The following is a 23,744-nucleotide window of genomic DNA, read 5'->3' as shown; positions in this document are numbered from 1 at the left end:
GTATCATTTTAAGTGTAGTATTTTTTCAGCCAGTCACAAGCTAACCTACCATGTTGTGATGGTTTCGTGATCGTTACATCCCATTTTTGTGATATCTGCCTGGTATTCTTTCTTTTATCCGGCAACTGATTGGGAGGTAAAAGTCATGCATGTTCAAATTGTTTTGTTTGACGGTTTTGATTTATTGGATGCCATTGCACCCTATGAGGTATTTTCAGCAGCAGCGATGTACTCCCACAAAAAGATAACGGTGGAGCTTGTCTCTGCGGAAGGTCCTCGCATTGCACACGCAGTAGAGGAATTGTTTGAGTATGAACGCAGGGGCACTGTTTGGAAAAATACCGGTGATTCGCCGATAGAAATGAAAACCTTTCAAGAAGGTGAGCCGGAAAGCTACAATCCCATCAATCCATCAAATGCCCAAGCGAACGTTGAAGGCAAATGGGAAGCTGTGATTTCTACACCCATAGATAAGCTATCCGTTTTGCTCGAATTCACTTATAGAGATGGAGCTGGGGTTCTTCCTGCCTCTCCATTAACAGGACGACGTATTCAAGGAGCCTTTGTAAAATGGAAAAGATAGTAAGGATATCCATGATCCTGATTTCGATCATGTGGGTATTCCATACATTTTCGAAAAATTTTATCGTCGACCCAAGCTTGGAATCCTTTCTTTCGATGAAGGATCAATTGGTAACGAATGAATCGCTTTGGTTATTCATGATTCGTACCCATATAGCGTTGGCCATTATTTCGCTCTTGACTGGCCCACTTGGAGTAAGCAAAGCAATCCGGGCTAAATCTACTAGCTTTCACCGTTGGAATGGCCGCATCTATGTCCTGTCTATTTTTTTCAATTTCGTTCCTGGAATCTACGTCTCCTTCTTTGCCACAGGGGGATGGCTGAGTACGATCGGGTTTCTTCTTTTATCATCCCTATGGCTTGGAACTACGATCTTAGGGTACTTTTCTATAAAAAGAAAAAACGTCATCCTGCATAGCCAATGGATCACGAGAAGCTTCTTTCTTTCCTTTGCAAATATGACGATTTATATCATTGTGGCCGTAGCCCATCACGTCATGAGTTTTTCCTACGGACATTCCTATACCATCGCGGTCTGGTTAAGCTGGAGCATCAACTTGCTCCTTGCAGAATGGGTTATTCGGAAAAAGATACTTTCATAAAAAGTCAAAACCACTCTTTTTTTCGGAGTGGTTTCGTCTTTTGTTATTTCGAGTCTGCAATTATCCAAGCTTGGCTTTCTAACGACATCGGCCTCCATCTCCATCACGCCTGACAAATCAATGATTAACGTTTCGATCCGATCATTGCCGATTTGCGAAATGACCTTGTCCTCGATGGTGTTCGCCCTGACCTCGTCAATATTACCGATCAGCGGCAGAATGGAAGTCGTCCGCGTCAATGGAATAATCGGAACCGACAGATCCTCAACGATTTCTCGCTGCGCTCGGATCAGGTCGTCTTTGAATAGCGAGTAGCTGATAAAGAATTGATTGAGGAATTGATCCATTAACTGGTTGATGTTTTTCTCCAAGTTGTAATAATGTTCCTTACTATTTTTTTGATTGTTCAGGCGATCGCAATTGTAGAGATAATCCCACATGACGCGCCGGACGGCCTGGATCCATTCCAGCTTGAAAGCGAGAGTCATCCCCATCCCGGTACCGTTTTCTTTCGTCGTAAAGAACGGCGTGCCCAATAAGCCAAGCTTTTCTGGCGGGATGCCTACGCAGCTGTCTTGGATACAAACAATCACTTCGTCTTCCGTTGACCAGTGCTCAATATGGATGGAGCCTTTTCCCGGAATAGCCTCAAAGGCGTTTTTCAGCATTCAATTTAATTTCTTTTTTTAGTATACCTACTCTCCAAGGCAATTTACCACACTCACTGGAGGCTATAGACTGAAAATTTCGCCGTTACTTGTGGGGACGCAAAAAAAAAAGCACTTGTCAGTATCATGCCTTTCAACTATTCCTAGGTTTGCATAACTTAACGAAGGAGACTCGAAAGGAAGCTGTAAATGCCTCAACAAAAGAGCCAAATGATAAGCAGTTCTGAACTTCAAAAGTGAACTTTCAAAATTCATAACATGAAGCAAAGAGCAGTATTCAACAACTCATACTACTCTTTGCTTTTTTTCTTATGATGTTTGGAGACTCACGAAGTATCCGTTATTGAATGTCATAACGATCTGCATTCATTACTTTTACCCAAGCAGCTACAAAGTCACGAACAAATTTTTCCTTGTTGTCTTCTTGCGCATACACTTCTGCAATGGCACGCAGAACAGAGTTTGAACCGAACACGAGGTCAACGATAGTCGCTGTACGAACGACTTCCCCTGTCTTACGATCATGTCCTTCGAATACGTTTCCGTCTACAGGCTTCCACTGTACTCCCATATCAAGCAAGTTAACAAAAAAGTCATTTGTTAGTGTGCCTACTCGATCGGTGAATACACCGTGTTTTGTGCCTCCGAAGTTTGTACCAAGAACACGCATCCCACCCACTAGCGCAGTCATTTCCGGTGCAGTAAGGTTGAGCAGCTGTGCCTTATCTACCAGGAGTTCTGCTGGACTTACACGATACTGCTTCTTCTGGTAGTTGCGGAAACCGTCAGCGACCGGCTCTAATACTCCAAAGCTTTCTACATCCGTTTGTTCTTGAGTTGCATCTCCACGTCCAGGAGTAAAAGGAACCGTTACATCAAATCCTGCATCTCGTGCAGCTTTTTCCACTGCGGCACTACCGCCTAGTACAATCAAATCAGCCAGGCTTACTTTCTTTTCCAGACCATCTTGGATAGCTTCCAGTTTAGCAAGTACTTTTGCAAGCTGGTCAGGCTGATTCACTTCCCACTCATTCTGAGGGGCAAGACGAATGCGGGAACCATTCGCGCCGCCACGCATGTCAGACCCGCGGAAGGTACTAGCCGAAGCCCAAGCCGTTGTTACCAGTTCGCCGACTGTAAGCCCGGAATCTAGGATCTTTGTTTTCAGATCTTCTATTTCTGCATCTGATAATTCATAATCCACAGCTGGAATAGGATCTTGCCAGATCAGTACTTCTTCCGGAACCTCCGGGCCAAGATATCTTGCGCGCGGTCCCATGTCCCGGTGGGTGAGTTTGAACCATGCGCGAGCAAATGCATCTGCAAACTCTTCTGGGTTCTCATAGTAACGGCGAGCAATTTTTTCGTATGCCGGATCCGCACGCAATGCCAAATCCGCAGTGGTCATCATCGTCGGAACACGAACGGACGAATCTTCTGCGTCCGGTGCAAGATGCTCCTTAGCAGGATTTACAGGAGCCCACTGATTTGCGCCTGCCGGGCTCTTTGTAAGCTCCCAATCATATCCAAACAGCATTTCAAAGAAACCATGATCCCACTGTGTCGGATTCGCAGTCCAAGCCCCTTCAATACCACTGCCGATCGTGTCATGACCTTTGCCCGAGCCGTGCGTACTTACCCAACCTAAGCCTTGTGCTTCAATAGGAGCAGCTTCTGGCTCTGCACCAACAAATGCGGCATCTCCTGCACCGTGAGCCTTGCCAAACGTATGACCGCCGGCGATAAGTGCTACCGTTTCTTCATCGTCCATTCCCATTCGTTTAAAGGTTTCACGGATGTCACGGGCACTTGCAAGCGGGTCCGGATTCCCGTTCGGACCTTCCGGGTTCACATAAATAAGCCCCATCTGTACAGCGGCAAGCGGATTCTCAAGATCACGATCGCCAGTGTAACGCTTATCTCCCAACCATTCTGTTTCAGCACCCCAGTAAATGTCTTCTTCTGGATGCCAAACGTCCGCGCGTCCGCCACCAAAACCAAATGTCTTGCCGCCCATAGATTCAATAGCGACATTACCTGATAAAATAAGCAAGTCAGCCCAAGAGATCTTGTTGCCATACTTTTGCTTGATCGGCCATAGCAGTCGACGAGCTTTATCCAAATTGACGTTGTCTGGCCAACTGTTAAGGGGAGCAAAACGCTGTGTTCCTGTATTAGCTCCGCCACGACCGTCCCCCGTACGGTAAGTACCTGCGGAGTGCCATGCCATACGGATAAAGAGTGGACCATAATGTCCATAGTCAGCGGGCCACCAATCTTGGCTGTCTGTCATTAAATCGCGAAGATCCTGCTTAAGAGCTTGGTAGTCCAGCTTTTCAAATTCATCCGAATAATTAAATTCCTCTCCCATTGGGTTCGATTTCCTGTCATGCTGGTGAAGAATGTTCAAGTTCAACTGATTGGGCCACCAGTTTCTATTCGTCGTACCACTTGAGCTGTGACTAGTTACGCTCCCATGTGAGAACGGGCATTTTCCAGCGTTAGAAGAAACCTTTTCCATTTAAATCTCCCCTTATAAATTAGAATTAAATTCATATGATAATAATTCTTATTTAATTTATATTATTATTTTCAGGGAAAATCAACTTGTTTTTTTCGCTTTGATTGCCTTCTTGGATTGATTCAACGTTTTCAACAACCATTCCATTACCATATTGGTGAGCGAATGACTTCATAACAGTGCCCTTAAAACTCAATCAGTCCTCCTAATCATATGATAGCAGTAGGAAGAATAAACCAGGATTCTTGGGAACAGAGACAAACTTTACGTTTCAGCAAGTAGTTGTTAGGACAACTCATAATTATCTCGGCCAACCATGTTTATGTACACTAATTCAGGATGATGTCGCGTTTTTCCTTTATTTAGTTTTAGAAATATTCAGAATAATAGACTGCGCCTCACGATACGACGAGTTCGCTAGTTAATCAAAAAATAACGGCGAGCAAAAGCTATATTTTATTGTCTTTGTTCGCAGGACAATGCATATCTTTTCAGCCATTCAATGATTCTTTCTACCGCTTCCATATATCTCTGCCCTACAAGCACGCCGGTATGTGTGGTGTTCCAAAGCCCTAGATATTCACCGCGGAGTTGCTCCGCTGTCACCTTCCCCTGACTGTCGTCATTATCACAATTTACAGCTTGCCAGGTACTTTCTTTGAAATTCAATGTCATCTGCCGACTCATCTATGCTTGAATGCTCTTCACGGACTGGAGCAGGCATTCTCCAAATAATCCTCGAAGGTGATCTTTGTCTGGACCAAGTTTGTGCCAACCTCTCCGTAATGTATTGCTCGCGATCGGTTGTCCACTTACCTTTGGGGCCGAGGCACCTGCCGGAAAATATGCTCTTTGTGCGCAATACCCAAAATTTCACACCAATTCTCTCCTTCACCCTCTCTAAAATTCGCTATAATGAAAGGAATACAAAATTCAAAATATACGATACTGTGAACATGAATGTACGCAAAAAGCAGGTGAATCTCATGTACGATGGTCAAAACAGTCATCCGAGAAAAACATACAAGCAGCTGATCGAGGCAAAGTATCTGGCAGTGGACAACACCTACCGATACCGGGCCATCCTTCGTTATTTTTATGAACAACAGCAACGCTTTCACCACTGGTTGCGACCAGAGGAAATTTTGCAGGCGGTGAAGGAACGGCTGATGCCTGAAGAAGCAGCAAGCTATACAGACGAGCTTTTGCAAAACGATCTGCAGCAGTTGTATGAATGGCGAAACCTTGAACGAAAACAATCGGGGAAGGTAGCCAAAATTGAGGATTTCAAAAAGAAGCGGTATCGCTACCAAGCTACTCCCTACACCATTCGCCTGGAACGATTAGTAGACGAATTGGAGGATTTGGGTACTTCCTATGGAGGAGCATTGGAAGCGGCTCAATTTGATAAACTGGTAGAGGTGCTGGAACCGCTTACTCGTCCGATCCGTTATGTCCTCCCGCCAAGACAGGGGGAGCGAATTCGCTATGAGATAGAAGAATGGCAAGATGAAAAAGTGCATCAGTGGTGGACAGATCTGTACGTCCAGTTTCAGCGAGTCACCAACAATGCACGAGACTATCTCGCCAGTCTGGATAGTGTGCAGGTAGAAGACGCGATGATGACCGAACAGTTTCTGGTGTACAAAGATCAGGTGACCGACTACCTGCGCAGGTTTATGCTTGGCTTGCAACGTAGTTCCTTCCAGATCGAGGGAATTCTCTCGTCGTTAGATCCTGTGCTGCTCGATTCCGTTTTCGGTAGAGTAGCCGACTATGAACGGACCATCCCTCGCTTTGACCAGCCGCAACAGTCTCAAGAGGAATTGCTTCGCAGGTACAGCGATCAGTGGGCGGGAGTGCATCAGTGGTTTTTGGGTGATCAGGCAGGAAACAACAGCGATTTGGAAGATTTGCAACGGGAAACGAACGAAGCTATTCGCCGCATCACCCGATATGCCCAGCGCATGGGAGAGCGGCATACCAGTATGCGCAGCCGGAGGACGGATTACCTGTATGTCGCCAAGTGGTTTGCGTCTCTCGCAAGTAAAGAAGAGGCAGATTGTTTGTCAGCTGCCATTTTTGGCTTGTCTCACATGCGCCATCTGTGGACGGAGTCAGAGAAAAATACAGAGGATATTTATGCTGCCATCTGGGACACCAAACCTGGCGAACTGATGATCAAGCCGCGAATTCGTGAGTTTCGCGAGCGGACACGCGCCAGTCGAATTGAAAACAAACAGGAAGAAAAAACGGCAATGTTACAAAAATACCTGATACAGAAGCAGCAGCAAAAAGAAATACTGGATAAACTCTTTACGTCAGGCCGGGTTCGCATTGCGGAATTACCTGTTGTGGAGCCATTTGTGCGACAAACCTTGCTTGGCTGGATCGGCAAAAGCATGGCCTCTCCCACACGAGAAGGCAAGACGGAGGAAGGCCGACGCTTCAAGGTGATGGATCTGGGGAACAACCAGCGGATTCAATTGCAGTGTACGGATGGTGTGCTGGACATGCCTGATTTTGTGATCTATTTTGACGATCAGGTGAAGGGAGCAAGCAAGTGAGCGAGCTACAAAAAACAGAAAGCAAATATGCCGCAAGCTTTGACGATATGGCACAAGAGGCTGCATGGGAATTGCTGGAGCGCTTCTGGATCCCCAGGAGTGACATCGTCAGGTATCAGTCTGTTCGGGAGCGAGAAACGATTCTGCGCCAGTTTTTTCAGGAAAAGCTGGGGTTTCGTCTGATTGTTCACTATGAATTTGTAAAGCTGGAAAAGTTTTTGAATACCCAACCTGCACCCTGGATGGGAATTGACTCCTTTTTTGAAGTGCGGGATTACGTGATGTTTTGCTTGTTGCTGGCCTATCTCGAAGGAAAAAGCATCGATGACCAATTTCTTTTATCTGAAATTGCCGAAGAACTGAAAAGCACCTACCCCGGCCCGGAATCCGTCGTCTGGACCAATTACGAGCACCGAAAGTCACTCGTTCGCGTGTTGCAGCAGGCAAAAGAGTGGTATTTGCTCAAAATGGTGGATGGCGATGAACAAGGGTTTGCCATGACTGAATCTGCCGAGGTTTTGTATGAAGTAACTCCGCTAGTCAAGTACTTTTTGCGCGCGTATCCAAAAGACTTGACCCATTTTCAATCCATAGACGAGGTATTGCAGGTATCCCAGCCAGATAACGAAACGCTGGCCAGAAGGTATCGGGTGTATCGCCAATTGCTGCTCTCTCCGGTAGTGCGAGAGGAAGAGCTGCACGACGGAGACTGGTTATACCTGCGTAATCAGCGCAATGTGATCGCACGTGATTTTGATGAGACATTGGGTCTGTCCCTGGAATTATACGCGAAAGACGCAATGCTCATGCTGCATGAGAGGCATCAAGCAGCTACGATCTTTCCAGACAGTCGTGCGATTAGTGATGTGGTATTGTTTTTTGCCAGAACGGTAAGGGAAAAAATAGCGGACGGCACATGTACGATCCAAAAAGACGGACGAATACTGATGACACAAGTAGATTACGAGACACTACTGCACCAATGCAAGTTAACCTATGGACATGGCTGGGGCAAGGCAATCCGCGACATGTCGCCAAAAGCATTGTCCGCTCAATTATTGAATGAGCTTAAGTCGTGGGGAATGGCACAAGAGGATGGGACAGACGGACTGATTGTATTGATGCCAAGTCTGGGACGAATCATAGCGAGGTACCCGGAGGACTATGAGAAAAAACGGCAGAAAGGAGTGAATTCGCAAGATGGAAACGAATAGATGGCAGCTTTCACGGGCAGGGTTGGTCAACTTTTGGTATTACGATGAAGAAGCATTTGAATTTGCGGACGGCAAGCTCTTGTTGCGCGGGACGAATGGATCGGGGAAATCGGTTACCATGCAAAGCCTGATTCCTGTCGTACTGGATGGCAAGAAAAGTCCTGACCGCCTTGACCCGTTTGGCTCCAAGGCGAGGCGGATGGAAGATTACTTGTTGGGAGAAAAAGAGGTCACAGGCTATGATGAACGAACCGGGTATTTGTATCTGGAGTTCATGAAGCCGATGAGCAGCCAGTATTTGACGATCGGGATTGGGTTAAAGGCCAAGCGCAACGCTTCGATGGATTTTTGGGGATTTTCCATTCAGGACAATCGTCGAGTGGGAATCGACTTTTCGCTCTACAACAAAGAATATAACGCCGAATTGCAAAAGGACGATCGGATTCCGCTGGGCAAAAGAGAGCTGGAAAAGAGAATTGGAGCAGGTGGACGGGTGGTATTTTCACAAGGAGAGTACGCGGAAATGGTGAACAAGCTGCTCTTCGGGTTTCAATCGCCGGAAGCTTATGAGGATTTAATCAAATTGCTCATCCAGCTGCGCAGTCCCAAGCTATCCAAGGATTTTAAGCCTACCGTCATCTACAACATTCTGGAGCACGCTTTGCCCGGTTTGTCGGATGAAGAATTACGCCCGCTCTCCGATGCCATCGAATCGATGGATCGAACCAAGCTGCAGCTGGAGCATTTGGAGCGGGATCATAAATCATTGGCGCGGATTGTCAGGGAGTATACGGCGTACAACCGTTACATTTGGTACGACAAAGCCAAGGGGTTGACAGAAGCGCTGGCGGAGGTGCAAAAGACAGAGCAACGCAAAGCGCAGTTCACACAAAACGTAACAGATGAGCAAGCCAAACTGGAAAAACTCGCGAGTCAGATTCACGTACTGCAGGCAGAGGAACAACAGCTCCACTATGAACACGAACAGCTTCGGGATCACGATCTGATGCGCGCCGCCAAAGAAAAGGTAAAACTGGAAGCGGACAGGCAAGAACAAATCCGACGGCTCAAGGAAAAGCAGCAGGCCAGCGATGGAAAACGGCAACAGATGGCACAACTTCGCCGAGTTATCGATGATTGTGAGTTGAAAATCAGGGAAGCCGACAAGGAAATAACGGATTTACTTGAGAGCCTGGAGCAGGAATCAAGCGAAAATGAGTTTCCCGCACATGAAGTAGCCCGAGGCGAGTTTGAACGGGCCCGCGCCGGATATTCTATGGAATTGTGGCAAAAAGAAGCGAGTGACTACCGAAACAAAGTTCAGCAATCGCTTGAACAGGCGCAAAAGGTGAGTGCGGCTGTACGAGTGAAACAAGAGGCGGAGCAGGAATTGGGAGAAGCGCACAAGCAGGTTGACGAGCTGATGTTTACCAAACAAAAATGGGAGCGTGTCGTGGAAGAGGAGAGAGAACGCCTGATTTCTTCCTTCCATGAGTGGCAGGGGAGCGTACAACAGCTTCGTTTGCAGCCAGATTCCGTTCGTGAGATGATTCACCGCATCTCTCTTTTTGAGGAGAACCACCGCTATGATGATGTTCGTGAGCCAGTGATGAAGACGTATGAGCAAGTAAGGCAAACACTGCGCGACAAGCTTGGGGATGTACAGCGCGAACAACAGGAAAAACACAAGCAGCGTTCACAGGTAGTAGCACTGCACAAGACGTGGCGGGAGAAAAAAGATCCTGAGCCTCCACGTAACGAACAAACAGAACAAGCAAGACAATGGTTGCAATCTGAACAAATTCCTCATATCCCGCTCTATGCTGCCGTTGAGTTTCGAGAAGAAGTCACTCCTGCGATGCGGGCACAAATTGAGTCAGCTCTGACAGAAGCTGGGTTACTTGATGCACTGATCGTTTCCAAATCGCATGTGCAGAAAATAGCAAGCTGGTCAGAGAAGGTAAAAGATCGGATCATCCTGCCTGATCCCCAGCTTTTTTCCCATACCATCATGGAATGGTTTGTCGCTACCCCAGCAGAAGAAAGCGGAGTGGGCAAAGCGGAGATTGAAGCAGTGCTGCAAACCATTTTGTGCCAACCTGACCAACAGACGGCTGCTTCTACCTTTATCAGCGATAACGGACGTTTTGGGTTGGGCGTTCTGCTTGGCAATGCTCCTGCCATCGAAAAGTCGGTTTATGTTGGCCGTGAAGCGCGCAGACGTTATCGGGAAGAACAGCTAACGCTCCTGGAAAAGCAACTGGTCGAGATCGATCAAGAGATTGCGTTCTTTGCTCAATTGATCGAGGAAACCCAAGCGAATTTGCGGATACTGGCTGAAGAGCTTGGGCAACTCCCCAAAGGAGATGACCTGATAACATCGTTGCAATCGTTGACCCAAACCACGCAAAAATTGGAGATTTGGGAAGAGCAGGTGCAACTGCGGAACGAAAAAGTACGCAAAGCGTTGGAACAATTGCTGCGTGAAAGAGATATCCTAAAGCAAATGGGACAAGGTCTGACTATTCCGATGGAGGAAGAGTCCTTGCGTCATGCTGTCCGCTCCATCCAATATTATCTTGAGGATTTGCGCAAGCTGGAAGTAGCCTACCGGGACAAAATAAATCTGCAACACCGTTTACGGGAAACAGAACAATCGCTCGCTATCGCTACCGATGAGTACGATGTGCTTAAGGGTGAGGAAAATACGATTATCCGTGAGCGAGAGCGTTTGGAAAAAGCATTGGAGAGCATCGAGCGTCTACTTGCTTCCGACGACGCACAGGAAATCCAGCAGAAGATCAGATATTGCGCAGAACGACTGGCACAAATCCCGCAAGAGCTGCAAATGATTCAGCATACCAAAGGGCAAACGGAAGCCATCGAAAGAGAACTGCGAATGAAGCAGCGTGAAGTTGACTCCTTACTTAAACAGAAGACAGCACTGCTCGAAGCATGGCGGAAGGTATTTCATGAGGAATACCTGCTCGGTCTGTGGAGATATACGCTTGATCAGCAAACAGAAGAAATACCTCAAGCTGAGGAAACAGAATTGGAAGTACTTAAGCTCGATCAACTGGCAATCCGATCTGTCAAGACATTAGCGCCCGCAATACAGGCGGCAAACCGCGAGCGAGAATCGTACAACAACCGGGTTCAGAACGTATTTGATACGGAACGTCAGGTTCATTTGCTCGAATATCAGGCATCGCTGGATTATACGTTGGCTTATACCGATCGTGACGGCAATCAGGAAGCAATGGAATCTGTTGAAGTCTTGGAAACGACGGAATGGTCCCGTGAATGGGAAGACTTGAAAGCAAGAGCCAAGCGGCGGATCATCGTGCTGGAGTATGAAGGAAAGCGTACCCACCCGTACGTTGTTTTGGACAAACTTGGACAAGAAATTGAACTGCAACGAATTCTCCTCACGACAGAAGACAGAAAAATCTTTGAAGAGGTCATTTTGCAAAGTGTCGGTCGAGTGATCAAGCATCGCATCGCCCGCGCGGAGAAGTGGGTAGAGCGGATGAACGAACTGATGCAGCAGCGCGATAGCTCAAGTGGTCTCACGTTCTCGTTGAAATGGGTTCCGCTTGTGGCAGATGATGAAACCCAACTGGATACCAGGGATCTGGTAGATTACCTGCGCCGAGACCCCAAACTGATGCGAGATCAGGATATCGAGCGAATCACGACCCATTTCCGTTCGCGAATTGAGAAAGCGAAACAGGAAGTAGCCATTCAGCGAGAGGCTAGTGGCGAGACGCTGCATCAGGTCATGAAAAGAATTCTGGATTATCGCCAATGGTTCAGCTTTAAGCTCTGGTATCGCAGAGAGGGTGAGCCGACCAAGGAATTGACCGACCGCCATTTCTTCCAGTTCAGTGGTGGCGAGAAGGCGATGGCGATGTATATTCCGCTTTTTTCTGCCGTGTTTTCCCGTTATCAAGAGGCAGACAAATTCTCTCCCCGCGTCATCTCACTGGATGAGGCTTTCGCAGGTGTGGATGAAAACAACATCCGCGATATGTTCGAGTTGGTAGAACAGCTTGGGTTCAACTACATCATGAACTCGCAGGCGCTTTGGGGCGATTATCATTCGGTTTCCCACCTGGCGATATGTGAACTGATTCGTCCGAAAAACGCCGACTATGTAACGGTTGCACGTTATCGTTGGGATGGACATACGCTGCGGATGCTCCAACCTGAATGGACAGAGTTACAGCCAGAATACGATGAGGTAGCGGCTAGTATGGAATGGGATCAGGGAGAGTAACAGATGGGAGACATGCGGGAGACTGAAACAGAGAGGGCGTTACTTAAAGAAGCAATTCGTTATTTCAAAGCAGAAACTAGCGGATATCACAAGCTGTTTCAAGCGCTGCGCAGCAAGTATGAAAGCTACGGTGAATTTGGTGACAAGATTCGTTTGACCAACCTCTCGAACGAAGAAGCAGACAGATTATCCGGACTACTCCGCAAGCGTTACGATCCTGGTAAATCGGCACAAATCAAGCTGGCTGATCTGGAGAATGGCTTGAAGGAGACCAGATTTGGAGAATTGTCACTGCTCCGGCTTGTGGAAGCATACTACCGTGAACCACTGCGAAGTAAAAAGGAGAAAAAGCAACAGGAACAACTCATCTGGCAACAGTTTTGGATTGAGGTGACAGTGGAGCTAAAAGGACTTTTCACACGTGAACCAGACGAAAAGTCGCCATTCTTGCCTGTTTGCATGCGGAGCCAATTTTTTGACTGGTTGCAAGATCTGACCGAGCAACAGGCAACAGGCTCCGTAGCAGTGCGTCAATGGTATAGCTCTGCGCCTGAAGAACTGCGGAAGAGTCTGCGGATGGTCGCACAAGTATTCTGTATTCTTGATGCATTGGGCAAGTCAGAGTATGTTCGGCTTCCGGTATTGGCTGCGAAAACAACAGGGAACCCCCATGCGTTTGATAGCAATCAGGCGCTGGGGAAGCTCTTGCTTTACGCGCTTGCCCATGCCAAAAAGCAAGATGCGCCACAACATGCGGAGGAGATAGCCCAGTTACTTTACGAGCATCGTGTGCTTCGTGATGATCTTTCGTCGCATGTCATGGTTTGTGGAATTACCTATGTGGATGCGGATGAACAGCATAGCGGGAATCATTGGCCAAAACATGAGGTGATTGGCCTACCTCTGCGAACGGTGGTCAACAAGCCTGTCTGGTATCCGGTTATGCGTCCGGTACACACGGATGTACGTGTAGTCTGGGTCATGGAAAATCCCGCTGTTTTTTCGGCTATTGTGGATCGCTGGGAACAACAGATGTCCGATCATCCATATCCACCACTTGTTTGTTCATCGGGACAGTTTACTCTGGCTGTATGGGCGCTATTGGATCGATTGGTGCAGGGGGGATGCCAGCTTTTTTACTCAGGCGATTTCGACCCCGAAGGCTTTCAAATGGCGGCTCGTGTCTGGCGGCGCTATGGGGGAGAAGCAGTGAAGCTATGGCGCTACACCACAAGCGACTATCAACAGGCAATGACGACTCAGTACGAGATTGATGAAGCAAGATGGGATTCGTTTGCCCAGAGTATATTGCAGAACAAATGGGCAGATACGCCTGATTGGTTTCAGGAGATGGTCCAAGCGGTCGTTACGAAGAGAAAACCCGGTTATCAGGAATCGATAATCGATGAGTTATTCGCCGATCTGATTAGTATGTATTGATCAAATACAATGTTTACAGAAGCTCTTAGCGGACGTAATGAACGTTAGGGGCTTCTTCGTACACTTTTTACAGCTGGACCACAACGAGGCCTGATTAAATGACATGTCTAACTTTATGGGGTCACTTCATTTCCCCAATGTTGTCGATGATTTACGCACCCACCTAATCGAAACCTGTCCTGTAATATGTAAATTTTCAAGCACAATAGTACCCATATCCGAAATGCCATACACCGTGTAAATTGCTCGGTTCGTTTGTCTTGTCATCACGATCAGGTCTGAGATGGTATTGTTACGAGTCACACCAAAGCCTTCTCTATTGTTAAAGCTTACTACACACGATTCATTACTTTTTCCGGTTATTTGATTCAGAAATGGAATTCATCACCTCGTGTGTTTAAAGCAAATACGGCACTTGGAGGTCTTTTTATGAAAAAAATGATCGAGAAAATCACACAGTTTCGGGATGAGAGAGGCTGGCTGCCATTTCATAATGAGAAGGATTTGGCTATTTCCATTTCTCTTGAGGCCAATGAACTTCTTGAAAACTTTCAGTGGAAAAGCAGTGAAGAAGCTGTGGCATCATCCGCAGAAAACATTAAAGAAGAAATGGCAGATGTTCTTATCTATCTACTTCAGCTGGCCGATAAAATGGGTATAGACTTAGAAGAAGAAGTTTTTAAAAAGATGGAGAAAAACGCAAGTAAGTACCCGATAAATAACTAGTTTTAAGGAGCCGGCTATGATCATATATGAAGCTACCAAAACAGAATTCATATCCGATGTAATTAATGAACAGCTGGTTGACCGCCTTTATAAATCCTATCAGGAGAAAGTAGGGCGTACATCAAAGCAGGAGATCGTCTCATGGGAGAATTCCCTGCAGAGAATGTGCAATGTCATGCAAGACCAGGAGATCCCTCATGATGCCAGTGTGGCCATTGAGTTTAAAATTCCTAATACATCGAAAAGGGTAGACTTCATTGTGGCCGGCAACAATGGGGAGCAGGACCATGTAGTCATTGTTGAGCTTAAACAATGGTCGGACAACAACTAAGAGATTTCATAAAAAAATATGTCAAAAAAGGCGATCGCCATCAGCTCATCTACCAAATCGAGCATGGTCGAATTCGCCCCTCTAAATCTTTGCAGGATTCTCTGACAAGCATGTTAAAAGGCAATGAAGAATTTTTAATGATTGATGAGCAAAAGGTATTATATGAAGAAGCACTTCATCTCGCCCTCGAATGTGTCAAAAATGATAAGAAGCAAGTGATGGTGATCGAAGGTGGCCCTGGCACAGGTAAATCGGTAATGGCGATCAACTTGCTGGTCCACTTAATAAACCAAGGGCTTATGACACTATATGTTTCCAAAAACTCTGCCCCTAGGGATGTGTATGCTTCTAAATTGAAAGGAACAATTCGTAAAACAGAAATTGATAACTTATTTAAGGGCTCCGGCAGCTTTACCGAATCCTCTTTTAATGAGTTTGATGTCATTATTGTCGATGAAGCCCACCGTTTAAATGAAAAGTCGGGGTTTTACGGAAATCAGGGAGAAAATCAGATCAAGGAACTAATCCATGCCGCCAAATTCACATTATTTTTCATCGATGAGAACCAAAGGGTCACATTGAAAGATATTGGAAGCATCGATTTGATCAAGAAATTTGCAGAGGAAGCAAATGCTGACTTAATTACTGGCCAACTGACATCACAATTCCGCTGTGACGGTTCAGATGCTTATATATCATGGCTGGATGATGTTCTCCACATCAAAGAAACAGCGAACTCCCATTATTATGGAGTGGATTATGACTTTCGGGTATACAATGACCCGAATGAAATGCGAAAAGAAATTGAAAAGCTTAATCAGACAAATAATAAATCCAGATTGCTGGCAGGATACTGCTGGGAATGGCCAACTGCCGGCCGTTATGATACTAGGCATAAGGACATCAGTATTCCGGAACATAAATTCGAAATAAGCTGGAATCTTTCAGACAGCATTTGGGCAATTGATTCAAATTCAGTCAGCGAAGCAGGGTGCATTCACACATCCCAAGGATTAGAATTCGATTATGCTGGAGTCATCATTGGTCCCGACTTGCGATATGAAAATGGCCAGGTAATCACTGATTACACAAAACGCGCCAAGACGGACCAATCCCTAAAAGGCATCAAAATCCTTGCCAAAAAAGACCCAGAAAACGCTCAAGCAACTGCCGATCAAATCATTCGCAATACATACCGAACTCTTATGACCAGAGGGCAAAAGGGTTGTTTTATATTTTGTACGGACCCTACGTTGAATGCTTACTTTGAAGAACGATTGCAGCGAGCAAGAACTTATACTGATGTTTCTCCTGGAAGAGTATTGAGAGTGGCTGAAGATCGGGAGGATTATTAGATAGTGAAAGTGAACTAACCTCCACCTACGCTCACGCTTAGAAATGGAGGCTTCATCTCCCCCTTTCATCAAGCTTCGCAAGATTTAGAAGTGGAAGACTTGCCTTTTTTCTAGACATTTTATCAATCCTTCCCATCTTCATCCTTTTTTGATGCTCCTTCTGCATGGCGATGGCGTCTGAAAGGAACATCATAGACCTATGATATACTAGTAGCAACTAATATGTAGCAAGAGAGAAGTGACCATTTTGAATATCGGCAGAAATGCTCCCTGTCCATGCGGAAGTGGGAAAAAGTACAAAAAGTGTTGTCTATCCAAAGACGAGCTCAGAGGTTTTTCACCATCAGCGCCACTTAATACCCAAGCCCTTCTTATCACATATATAGAACAGGAATTTGATTGGGGTCATTATGTATATGAGTTGTTAGCTAGAAATATTGTCAATTCCATGTATCCCCAATACGAACCTTCTATCATTGCTTCTGCCATTCGAATTTGGAATCTGTACGCAAACGCTGCTCAACCAATTATAAGGAAAACTGGTGCCATGGAAGCTGCTATTGAATACTGTGTTGCTAAAATACTGGATCTTCCTGTGACGCAATCTGAGTTATCGAAAAAATACGGTGTCTCAGTAGGAACAATCTCCAAACGTGCACAGGAAATCCTCAGTGATGAGTGGTTGTTTCATACCAGTTCACCCATCACAAGTGAATTAATAAACACCGTAAGATGGAAAAAACAAGGGCAGCCTTGATAGCTGTCCTTGTTTTACATTTTATTGGTTTTGATAAATTTGACCGTTCGCAGCATCATTTATGGTACGGTTTCCCTGTATCAAGTATAGGTGCGGTTTTTTTTATCTACAATTATAATAAAGAAGAGGTGGTGATAACATGCTGAATAAAGAACTACAAGAACAGCTGATTGAAACGATTAAACAACAGTTAAATCCTGATTTCATCATTCTCTTTGGTTCTTTCTCGAAATGCTTGATACATGAAGAGAGCGATATTGATCTTGCCTATTTTAGTGAACAGCATTTATCATCTTATGAACGTTTTCTATTAGCTAGCGATTTAGCTGCTATAGCTGGTCGTGAAGTAGATCTAATCGATTTAAAACAAATTGATACAGTCTTTACTATGCAAATTTTTGAGCAAGGTATCCCCATTTATATTAGAAATGAAAATGAATTTATTCGTCAAAAAATGCGCGCGTACAGTATGTATGCAACATTAAATGAACAGCGTGCTCCAATTCTTGAATCCATTAAAGAGCGAGGAAGTGTATTTGGCGATGAATGATGTCATTTTAAATAAAACTACGACAATCGAACGGTGTGTCAAACGTATTCACGAGGTATATGAAGGGAATCCTGAAAATTTAAAAGATTACACAAAGCAGGATAGTATCATTTTAAACATTCAACGTGCCTGTGAAGCGAGTATAGACTTAGCCATGCATATTGTCAGTGAACGTAAACTTGGCGTACCGAAAGCAAGTCGAGAAAGTTTTAAGCTATTACAAGAGGATGGATTACTTGACGCTACGTTAGCCAAAACTTTAATGAACATGGTCGGTTTCCGCAATATTGCAGTACACGATTACCAAGCGTTAGAACTTGGTATTTTAGAAGCCATTATAGAAAAGCATATCGATGATTTTAAGATTTTTACAAAAGTAGTGTTACAGCTTGAGGCATAGCTATTTTAAATTAAAATGAAGAAGATATTTTGCGTGTTTTTAGAAAATCCTCGAAAAAACGAAAAGACGAAGGAATTTAATAAAAGATTCTCTCGTCTTTTTGTAACCTTATTTACTTATGGTACGGTTCTCCCCGATTCATTTACTGGTAAAGCATTACTTGAAGATATAGCATTGTCTTCTAAAAACCAGAAGACAATGCGTTTTATATCCTTTCTATCTGGTTCCATTTCAATTTTCTTAATGAGTGACCTGATTAAAACCTTCCTATTTTCATTACTCGCATCCTCAAACAAATCACTAAAGTTCGTTAATGCTTCGTTAACTATTTTTTCGTCTATGGAATAAGACAACAAGATTTTCTCGTTCTCCTTTTCTAAATCACTAATATTTCCTTCTAGTCTTTTGACTTCTTTTTCAATTTTTACGGAAAGTCTATCGAAAGATTCGGCAGAAATTTTTTTAGCAAAATAATCATTATCCAGTCTATCTAATTCTTCCTTTTGCTGCCTTAACTCTTTTTTATAAGCCGCTAACCTCTTTTGTAGTTCTGAAGTATCCTTATGTTTGTCATTGGTTATCTTTTCTAACACATCATTTACAATATCAGCATTAACAATCAGACCATTTATGTAGTCCAGTACCTTTTTTTCAATCATTTCCTTTTTTATTAAATTCGATCGACAAGCCTCTTTGCCCTTAGCATGGTAGTTTTGACACATATAGTAAAAGTGATAACCTGAACCATCTCTTTTTTTAGTCTTACTCATTACCGTACCAGCACCACAAGCGGGGCAACGTAAAATACCTGATAGTAAAAAATCACTTTTAATATTTTTTACGTTTGTAGAAGCCTCTCTATTTCTTTGACACACTTCCTGTACCCTATTCCATAATTCAAAATCGATAATTGCATCATGTATACCGTTTGAACTAATGGGGTCTGTTTTACCCTTTCTCCTATTTTCTTCCCAATCTCTGTAGTTACCCCAATTAACTTCACCTATATATGTTTTATTTTCCAAGATAGTTTTTACAGCATTTATACTGAATTGATTATCTTTCTTGGTCTTCTTTCCTTCTCTATTCAAAATGTTTGTTATCGCCTTATAACCAAGCCCCCTAGCCCTTAATTCAAATATCTGTTTAACTATGTTCTTTTCTTCCTCGTTAATAACTAATTTTTTATCCACTATATCGTATCCTAAAATAATTCCACCATTCCACATCCCCGACATTGCACGTTTCTCCATTCCGGCTGAGACACGTTCTATAATTAGCGCTCGCTCATATTCAGCAAATGTACCCAGTAATGAAATAAACATATATCCATTTGATGTACTGCTATCTATATCACATGTTGATACTAATAGTTTAATGTTCCTCGGATGGAGTTCATTATCTATTAGCATTAAAACGTCTCTGTTCTTTCTTGATATGCGATCTACTTTCCAGACTAAAATTGCATCAAACTTATGGTTTCTCATATCATTAAATAATCTTTGTACATCTGGACGGTTAAAGTTTTTTCCCGAATGTCCACCATCTGTATAGACTTCAACAACCTCATAACCTTTATTTTTTGCATATGCCCTTAATTCATCCTCTTGTCCTTTCAATGAAAAACCCGTTCTTTTTTGCTCCTCTGTACTTACCCGTGTATAGATAGCAACTTTTAATACATTACCTTCCATAAATGTCTCCCCCTTTATTAATGCTCTAGTAAGCTCTAACTTGCTAGAGTTATTAAGTTATTAAATTTAATAGTTATTGATTTTTTGTTACTGAATAATTCAAAATAAGTTCAGCAAGAATTGAAATTAGTTCCTTTCTTTTAATTTCTTCCTCGCTAGGAATCTGGAATTTTTCTTCATCATTATTCAAAATTTTTGTTTCATTTTTATTCATTTGGTTTCCTCCCCTTTCAGGAAGGGTTGTAGTATGATTTTTTAGTGTGAAGGCACCCTCCTTATGAATTAGTTCTTAATTTTTCATGTTCATAATTAATAACGAAATTTACATCTTATGCTATTATTTATGAGTATTTTAACGTATGTTAATAGGCAGTACATGTATCAGCACTTTAACTATTTCCCTTTATCATGCTATTAAGTAGGAAACACTTAATTATCAAAAGCAGCCTAATATTAAGAAAATGCGTTATTTATTTCTCTTTCGAGTTCCTCTTTTAATTTAGGATCGATAACTGGCCTTAATTTTTGCCACATTAGTAACTCAACAACCTCGATGTTATGTTTAGAAAAGAAGGCTTTTAACTGCTCCCATTCCTCTTCCTCAACGCAATCGGTTAGATCATCGACAAGGAAGAAGTCAATGGAGTCTGAATTCCTTTCAATGAAATTCATCATTATTTTCCCAGCAGAGCCGTTTCTAATTGGGTTACTAAACTCGTAATCTACGATATCTTCAAACAAATTTATAAGTTTGATATTATAAACTCTGCAAAAATCATGAATTTTATTTTTAAGTTTATTTACGCAATCATGACTTGATTGTTCTGTCGTTGTAATAACATAAGCGATTGCTTTACTCATTTGGGCACCTTCTTTCTTTTCATGCCCCCGGAGTTGTCCATAACGATTAATTTTCCAAAAGCATAAAGGAGTAAGATATCAATGTCATTTCGCCTCGCTAGGTCATTGTGCATTTGTATTTGAGCGATTCTTGGCTCTTTTGGAGAAGAACAAACATCTTCATAAACCTTAACCAATTCCCACTCATTTTGGTCACATACCATTTGAAAACTATCCATGACAAATTTATGATATGGGTGATTCCTGTGTTCTCTTTTGACACTTACATATCCAATAACTTTTTTCATATAGTTTCACCCCCGTAAATAATTTCAATCAGTTCGTCTATATGGTTGTCTAATGGTCCAACATTCTCCCAATGCATTCCCTCTGAATACATAGGTTTATCATGAACAAGATAAACATCGATATCAGTCTCCTGACTAACAAGTGTTATTAATTCTTCGGAGGCAAAAGAATCTTTGTTAATGGGGTTTTCGATATCGTCATCAATAAAGATGAAACCAAGAAATTCTGTATTGTTTTCCTGACAGTAATTTTTCACTTCGTCACATAATGACCCAATAAGTTCATTATCTGATTTCAGAAAGTCGGCTAATACATAACCCACTGCCTTTTTAATGCTACCTTCTGTTGATGTTTCGGTTGCCAAATATTCCAATAAGCCTTCTTTATTTATTTCTTGATCTAGAGTTGAATTAATTCCCAATTCTTCATAAAATGTTTGGTCTTTATCATGAATAATAAAGATTTCAACCCCATATTCTCTGCTTGCTAATTCATACATTTCTTCACCTAATTTTTCCGAAGGAATAGGATTTTCTAATGAATCTTCGCGAAAAACGAAATCTGTAAAGTATTGTCCCTGTTTCTCACAAAGTTCTAAAATCCCTTTACACTTCTTGAAAATAGTTATCTTATTTGATTTTTTAGGATCATAAATTACTAACCCCATTGCTTTTTTAAACATAATTCATTCCCCCTTACTTAAGGTTAGATAGTTCAAACCATTTATTTTGGACTATAGTTATGAACTACCTTCTGTAATAAAAATAATCTTTCATTTTTCACTTCACATTTAAATAACCTTGTGGTAACATATGTGATACATAGTAATAATCAAGTTGATAATAAGTTATCTTGATACGCTAATATCAATATAACTTCTAGGTATCCATTGGGTGACATGACAATATAATGGTCTAGTGTAAGTTTATGAGATAAACATCCTTACCCTTTACTCTTAAAAGATTAGAAAATTCTCTTTTCTACTAAAAAGTAGCCAAATACTTTTATTTTTTGTTCATAATGTCCCCTGCCTTTTGGAAGGGCTAATAAATAATTCACCCATTTAATGGCAACTTTATAAAAATATCAACCCTCTTGAATGTATTGTGGAAAATAACTTTCAATTTCGTTAATTTTATTATGTTTTTCTAACCATCCATAGACTTGTTCATTGTTAAGAGGAATAATAGTTTCAATTCCCCATGCCGAATTACCATTTGACTCACTATATTTGGTTAGTGGACCACCTTGAACATGTAAAAAAAATTGGCTTGCCTCTGTTACATATAAGTCCTCATACACAAATTTGAAATCATTAATAGGTAACCCATTGGAATACTCTGCTATCAGAGTTGCCTTCTCAGTATCATACACTTTCTTATTGATAATCTTTTTCAACAAAACATCTCCCTTCTAATTCTTCAAAAGTAATAAGAATTTAATAGTTTTAGCCTCATTTCGAATATTACATCGAGAACATTTGTTTTATGTTTTTTGATGTTGATTGCAATTATATAGCACCTTAAAAACCCTTGCAACCCTATTCCGAAAGCATTTTTAGCCCAATTTCGTAGATAAAAAAATCTTTTTCCGAATAAAATACTATTATATCAATCATTTCTTTCACACTTTTTGTAATAATTTTCGTTAAAGTAATCTTTCAAAAAAATTTTCGTAGATAAAAAATATAGTATATTTTTCAACTTGAATTTTTTCGTGTTTATATTGTTCAATCTGCGACATCCAGCTGAGGAAACAATACATCTAACCATCAATAAATTGTCATCAATGTTAACCTTTCAAAAATGCCATAATTACGGCGTTTTGCCTGTTTTTGAGCCATTTTAGCAACTTTATAATTAAAGGACGAATTTCTTCGGGCTTATGCTAATTTCTTATTTTTTTTACTAATAAAGATGATAGTAAAATCTATATGTATTACATGAAATAAATTGAAAAAAATAAATACACCCGAAAAAAATCGAAAAATATGAAAAAAATAAACGATTAGTAACTATTCATAAGAGTTATTTTCATTAATAACTGTTAATAATCAATATGATACATAAAATCATTATAATTAAAGTTAACGCTTATAACGATTAACTTTCAAAATTAATAAACAATGCAGCCAACTTCTTCAAGCTGACTGCACTCGGATTACTTCATAAGATCTATTAATTCTTTTTGTGGAAATGATATGTACTCAGCGCCAACAACTGGTAAATTACTAAGGATAAGCACCTTGGCAGGGAATCTATTTACTCTTGCCCTCCCTATAGCCTGTAACAATTGACTTTCAACAAGATAGAATTGGATTTCCTTCAATAATGTATCATTACTATATGTCGTAAAATAGAATCTTAATCCATTTCTTTCAACAGGCCTGTACTCCATCCTACTTTCCTCAAGTCCCATCCGGTAACCTAAGGTAACACTTATTAACAGATAGGCAATTGGATTAAGATGCGGTGTTCCAATTACTGTGATATTTTCTCCTTTTAGGTTATCAATTCCCTCAGTATTACCAAAATATATCTCTTCATGTTTGCCACCAGTGGAGAAATCTTTATATGTGATGATTTCGCTTTCAGGGTTATAACGTTCCATAAGGTTTTTTGCTAGGCTTTTTAACTCTTTATGATTTTCTTTGATCGTAAATCTACTAAAACTCTTAGATGTTACTTGGAGCATACTGCCAACAGGCTTAACCAATCCTAAATCTACAAATGTAACTTCCTCTCCAAACACAAGTTTAGATATCTTCTCATTAATAGTTGCACTAAGAATGATAGTTTTTTTACTCATGGATAGTTTTTTTCTTTGTATAAAATATCACTAGCGTTGCATTAATTTTTTCACAGCATTCAAAATCATCATAATCTTCGGTATTCAGGTGTTTTCGTGC

21 protein-coding genes and 1 pseudogene are annotated in these 23,744 nt (G+C 42.2%); 11 read left to right on the top strand and 11 right to left on the bottom strand.

Features of this window, described 5'->3' with window-relative positions:
- The first annotated feature begins 145 nt into the window (after window positions 1–145).
- Window positions 146–583: a type 1 glutamine amidotransferase family protein gene (locus JZI27_RS20030; protein WP_280208936.1), complete on the top strand. Its 438-nt coding sequence runs from the start codon at window positions 146–148 to the stop codon at window positions 581–583.
- Window positions 571–1,185 (top strand): DUF2306 domain-containing protein, encoded by a 615-nt coding sequence (locus JZI27_RS20025; protein WP_348521376.1) that lies wholly within the window; start codon window positions 571–573, stop codon window positions 1,183–1,185. The genes JZI27_RS20030 and JZI27_RS20025 overlap by 13 nt, the downstream gene beginning before the upstream one ends.
- Here the strand turns inward: JZI27_RS20025 and JZI27_RS20020 are convergent.
- From JZI27_RS20020 to JZI27_RS20005, 4 genes are all read right to left on the bottom strand, one after another.
- A complete protein-coding gene (locus tag JZI27_RS20020; protein ID WP_280208934.1) occupies window positions 1,104–1,853 on the bottom strand; it encodes an STAS domain-containing protein in 750 nt (249 codons plus the stop codon). The genes JZI27_RS20025 and JZI27_RS20020 overlap by 82 nt on opposite strands.
- A 340-nt stretch (window positions 1,854–2,193) precedes the next feature.
- Window positions 2,194–4,374: a catalase/peroxidase HPI gene (katG, locus tag JZI27_RS20015; RefSeq protein WP_280208933.1), complete on the bottom strand. Its 2,181-nt coding sequence runs from the start codon at window positions 4,372–4,374 to the stop codon at window positions 2,194–2,196.
- Between the two features lie 52 nt (window positions 4,375–4,426).
- Window positions 4,427–4,570: a hypothetical protein gene (locus JZI27_RS20010; protein WP_251242794.1), complete on the bottom strand. Its 144-nt coding sequence runs from the start codon at window positions 4,568–4,570 to the stop codon at window positions 4,427–4,429.
- Window positions 4,571–4,830: 260 nt separating this feature from the next.
- Window positions 4,831–5,049 carry a hypothetical protein gene (locus tag JZI27_RS20005; RefSeq protein WP_251242795.1) on the bottom strand — a complete coding sequence of 73 codons (219 nt, stop codon included), beginning with the start codon at window positions 5,047–5,049 and terminating at the stop codon, window positions 4,831–4,833.
- A 281-nt stretch (window positions 5,050–5,330) separates the two neighbouring features.
- Between JZI27_RS20005 and JZI27_RS20000 the strand changes: the two genes are divergently transcribed.
- The 9 genes and pseudogenes from JZI27_RS20000 (at window position 5,331) to hepT (ending at window position 17,993) form a co-directional block, all read left to right on the top strand.
- The gene (locus tag JZI27_RS20000) at window positions 5,331–6,941 is read left to right on the top strand and encodes a TIGR02677 family protein (protein WP_280208930.1); all 1,611 of its coding nucleotides are present in this window, start codon (window positions 5,331–5,333) and stop codon (window positions 6,939–6,941) included.
- Complete coding sequence (locus tag JZI27_RS19995) at window positions 6,938–8,155, top strand: TIGR02678 family protein (RefSeq protein WP_280208929.1); 1,218 nt, start codon at window positions 6,938–6,940, stop codon at window positions 8,153–8,155. The genes JZI27_RS20000 and JZI27_RS19995 overlap by 4 nt, the downstream gene beginning before the upstream one ends.
- Entirely contained in the window at window positions 8,142–12,434 is a 4,293-nt protein-coding gene (locus tag JZI27_RS19990) for a TIGR02680 family protein (protein ID WP_280208927.1), read from the top strand. Before JZI27_RS19995 ends, JZI27_RS19990 begins: the two co-directional genes overlap by 14 nt.
- 3 nt (window positions 12,435–12,437) lie before the next feature.
- A complete protein-coding gene (locus JZI27_RS19985; RefSeq protein ID WP_280208924.1) occupies window positions 12,438–13,874 on the top strand; it encodes a TIGR02679 family protein in 1,437 nt (478 codons plus the stop codon).
- A 429-nt stretch (window positions 13,875–14,303) separates the two neighbouring features.
- The gene (locus JZI27_RS19980) at window positions 14,304–14,600 is read left to right on the top strand and encodes a nucleotide pyrophosphohydrolase (protein ID WP_251242800.1); all 297 of its coding nucleotides are present in this window, start codon (window positions 14,304–14,306) and stop codon (window positions 14,598–14,600) included.
- 16 nt (window positions 14,601–14,616) lie between these two features.
- A pseudogene (locus JZI27_RS19975) lies at window positions 14,617–16,286 on the top strand (DNA/RNA helicase domain-containing protein).
- Window positions 16,287–16,524: 238 nt separating this feature from the next.
- Window positions 16,525–17,043: a YecA family protein gene (locus tag JZI27_RS19970; protein WP_251242801.1), complete on the top strand. Its 519-nt coding sequence runs from the start codon at window positions 16,525–16,527 to the stop codon at window positions 17,041–17,043.
- Between the two features lie 139 nt (window positions 17,044–17,182).
- Window positions 17,183–17,593 carry a type VII toxin-antitoxin system MntA family adenylyltransferase antitoxin gene (gene mntA, locus JZI27_RS19965; RefSeq protein ID WP_122910677.1) on the top strand — a complete coding sequence of 137 codons (411 nt, stop codon included), beginning with the start codon at window positions 17,183–17,185 and terminating at the stop codon, window positions 17,591–17,593.
- Window positions 17,586–17,993 carry a type VII toxin-antitoxin system HepT family RNase toxin gene (gene hepT, locus JZI27_RS19960; RefSeq protein WP_122910676.1) on the top strand — a complete coding sequence of 136 codons (408 nt, stop codon included), beginning with the start codon at window positions 17,586–17,588 and terminating at the stop codon, window positions 17,991–17,993. The genes mntA and hepT overlap by 8 nt, the downstream gene beginning before the upstream one ends.
- A 116-nt stretch (window positions 17,994–18,109) precedes the next feature.
- On the opposite strand, the gene JZI27_RS19955 is transcribed toward hepT, so the two are convergent.
- From JZI27_RS19955 to JZI27_RS19925, 7 genes are all read right to left on the bottom strand, one after another.
- The gene (locus tag JZI27_RS19955) at window positions 18,110–19,687 is read right to left on the bottom strand and encodes a recombinase family protein (protein WP_280208923.1); all 1,578 of its coding nucleotides are present in this window, start codon (window positions 19,685–19,687) and stop codon (window positions 18,110–18,112) included.
- 73 nt (window positions 19,688–19,760) lie between these two features.
- Complete coding sequence (locus tag JZI27_RS19950) at window positions 19,761–19,901, bottom strand: hypothetical protein (protein WP_280208921.1); 141 nt, start codon at window positions 19,899–19,901, stop codon at window positions 19,761–19,763.
- Between the two features lie 239 nt (window positions 19,902–20,140).
- Entirely contained in the window at window positions 20,141–20,548 is a 408-nt protein-coding gene (locus JZI27_RS19945; protein ID WP_280208919.1) for a hypothetical protein, read from the bottom strand.
- A complete protein-coding gene (locus tag JZI27_RS19940) occupies window positions 20,545–20,835 on the bottom strand; it encodes a hypothetical protein (protein ID WP_280208918.1) in 291 nt (96 codons plus the stop codon). Before JZI27_RS19940 ends, JZI27_RS19945 begins: the two co-directional genes overlap by 4 nt.
- Complete coding sequence (locus JZI27_RS19935) at window positions 20,832–21,518, bottom strand: hypothetical protein (protein ID WP_280208916.1); 687 nt, start codon at window positions 21,516–21,518, stop codon at window positions 20,832–20,834. The genes JZI27_RS19940 and JZI27_RS19935 overlap by 4 nt, the downstream gene beginning before the upstream one ends.
- A 404-nt stretch (window positions 21,519–21,922) precedes the next feature.
- Window positions 21,923–22,234: a hypothetical protein gene (locus JZI27_RS19930; protein ID WP_280208913.1), complete on the bottom strand. Its 312-nt coding sequence runs from the start codon at window positions 22,232–22,234 to the stop codon at window positions 21,923–21,925.
- 762 nt (window positions 22,235–22,996) lie between these two features.
- Window positions 22,997–23,644 carry a hypothetical protein gene (locus JZI27_RS19925; RefSeq protein ID WP_280208912.1) on the bottom strand — a complete coding sequence of 216 codons (648 nt, stop codon included), beginning with the start codon at window positions 23,642–23,644 and terminating at the stop codon, window positions 22,997–22,999.
- Window positions 23,645–23,744 lie beyond the last annotated feature (100 nt).

Origin of the sequence: Brevibacillus sp. AY1 (assembly GCF_029870785.1) — a bacterium.
Classification (GTDB): Bacteria; Bacillota; Bacilli; order Brevibacillales; family Brevibacillaceae; genus Brevibacillus; species Brevibacillus invocatus.
The sequence above is the reverse complement of the archived record's forward strand: the minus strand, read 5'-3'. Positions and strand labels throughout refer to the sequence as shown.

What these genes read in the sequence shown, in the direction of transcription:
- JZI27_RS19985 (WP_280208924.1), top strand. Translation starts at nt 12,438, where the DNA reads ATGGGAGACATGCGGGAGACTGAAACAGAGAGGGCGTTACTTAAAGAA.
- JZI27_RS19940 (WP_280208918.1), bottom strand. Translation starts at nt 20,835, where the DNA reads ATGAAAAAAGTTATTGGATATGTAAGTGTCAAAAGAGAACACAGGAAT.
- JZI27_RS19950 (WP_280208921.1), bottom strand. Translation starts at nt 19,901, where the DNA reads ATGAATAAAAATGAAACAAAAATTTTGAATAATGATGAAGAAAAATTC.
- JZI27_RS19945 (WP_280208919.1), bottom strand. Translation starts at nt 20,548, where the DNA reads ATGAGTAAAGCAATCGCTTATGTTATTACAACGACAGAACAATCAAGT.
- JZI27_RS20025 (WP_348521376.1), top strand. Translation starts at nt 571, where the DNA reads ATGGAAAAGATAGTAAGGATATCCATGATCCTGATTTCGATCATGTGG.
- JZI27_RS19980 (WP_251242800.1), top strand. Translation starts at nt 14,304, where the DNA reads ATGAAAAAAATGATCGAGAAAATCACACAGTTTCGGGATGAGAGAGGC.
- JZI27_RS20020 (WP_280208934.1), bottom strand. Translation starts at nt 1,853, where the DNA reads ATGCTGAAAAACGCCTTTGAGGCTATTCCGGGAAAAGGCTCCATCCAT.
- mntA (WP_122910677.1), top strand. Translation starts at nt 17,183, where the DNA reads ATGCTGAATAAAGAACTACAAGAACAGCTGATTGAAACGATTAAACAA.
- JZI27_RS19990 (WP_280208927.1), top strand. Translation starts at nt 8,142, where the DNA reads ATGGAAACGAATAGATGGCAGCTTTCACGGGCAGGGTTGGTCAACTTT.
- katG (WP_280208933.1), bottom strand. Translation starts at nt 4,374, where the DNA reads ATGGAAAAGGTTTCTTCTAACGCTGGAAAATGCCCGTTCTCACATGGG.
- JZI27_RS19925 (WP_280208912.1), bottom strand. Translation starts at nt 23,644, where the DNA reads ATGAGTAAAAAAACTATCATTCTTAGTGCAACTATTAATGAGAAGATA.
- JZI27_RS20000 (WP_280208930.1), top strand. Translation starts at nt 5,331, where the DNA reads ATGAATGTACGCAAAAAGCAGGTGAATCTCATGTACGATGGTCAAAAC.
- JZI27_RS19935 (WP_280208916.1), bottom strand. Translation starts at nt 21,518, where the DNA reads ATGTTTAAAAAAGCAATGGGGTTAGTAATTTATGATCCTAAAAAATCA.
- JZI27_RS20030 (WP_280208936.1), top strand. Translation starts at nt 146, where the DNA reads ATGCATGTTCAAATTGTTTTGTTTGACGGTTTTGATTTATTGGATGCC.
- JZI27_RS20005 (WP_251242795.1), bottom strand. Translation starts at nt 5,049, where the DNA reads ATGACATTGAATTTCAAAGAAAGTACCTGGCAAGCTGTAAATTGTGAT.
- hepT (WP_122910676.1), top strand. Translation starts at nt 17,586, where the DNA reads ATGAATGATGTCATTTTAAATAAAACTACGACAATCGAACGGTGTGTC.
- JZI27_RS19955 (WP_280208923.1), bottom strand. Translation starts at nt 19,687, where the DNA reads ATGGAAGGTAATGTATTAAAAGTTGCTATCTATACACGGGTAAGTACA.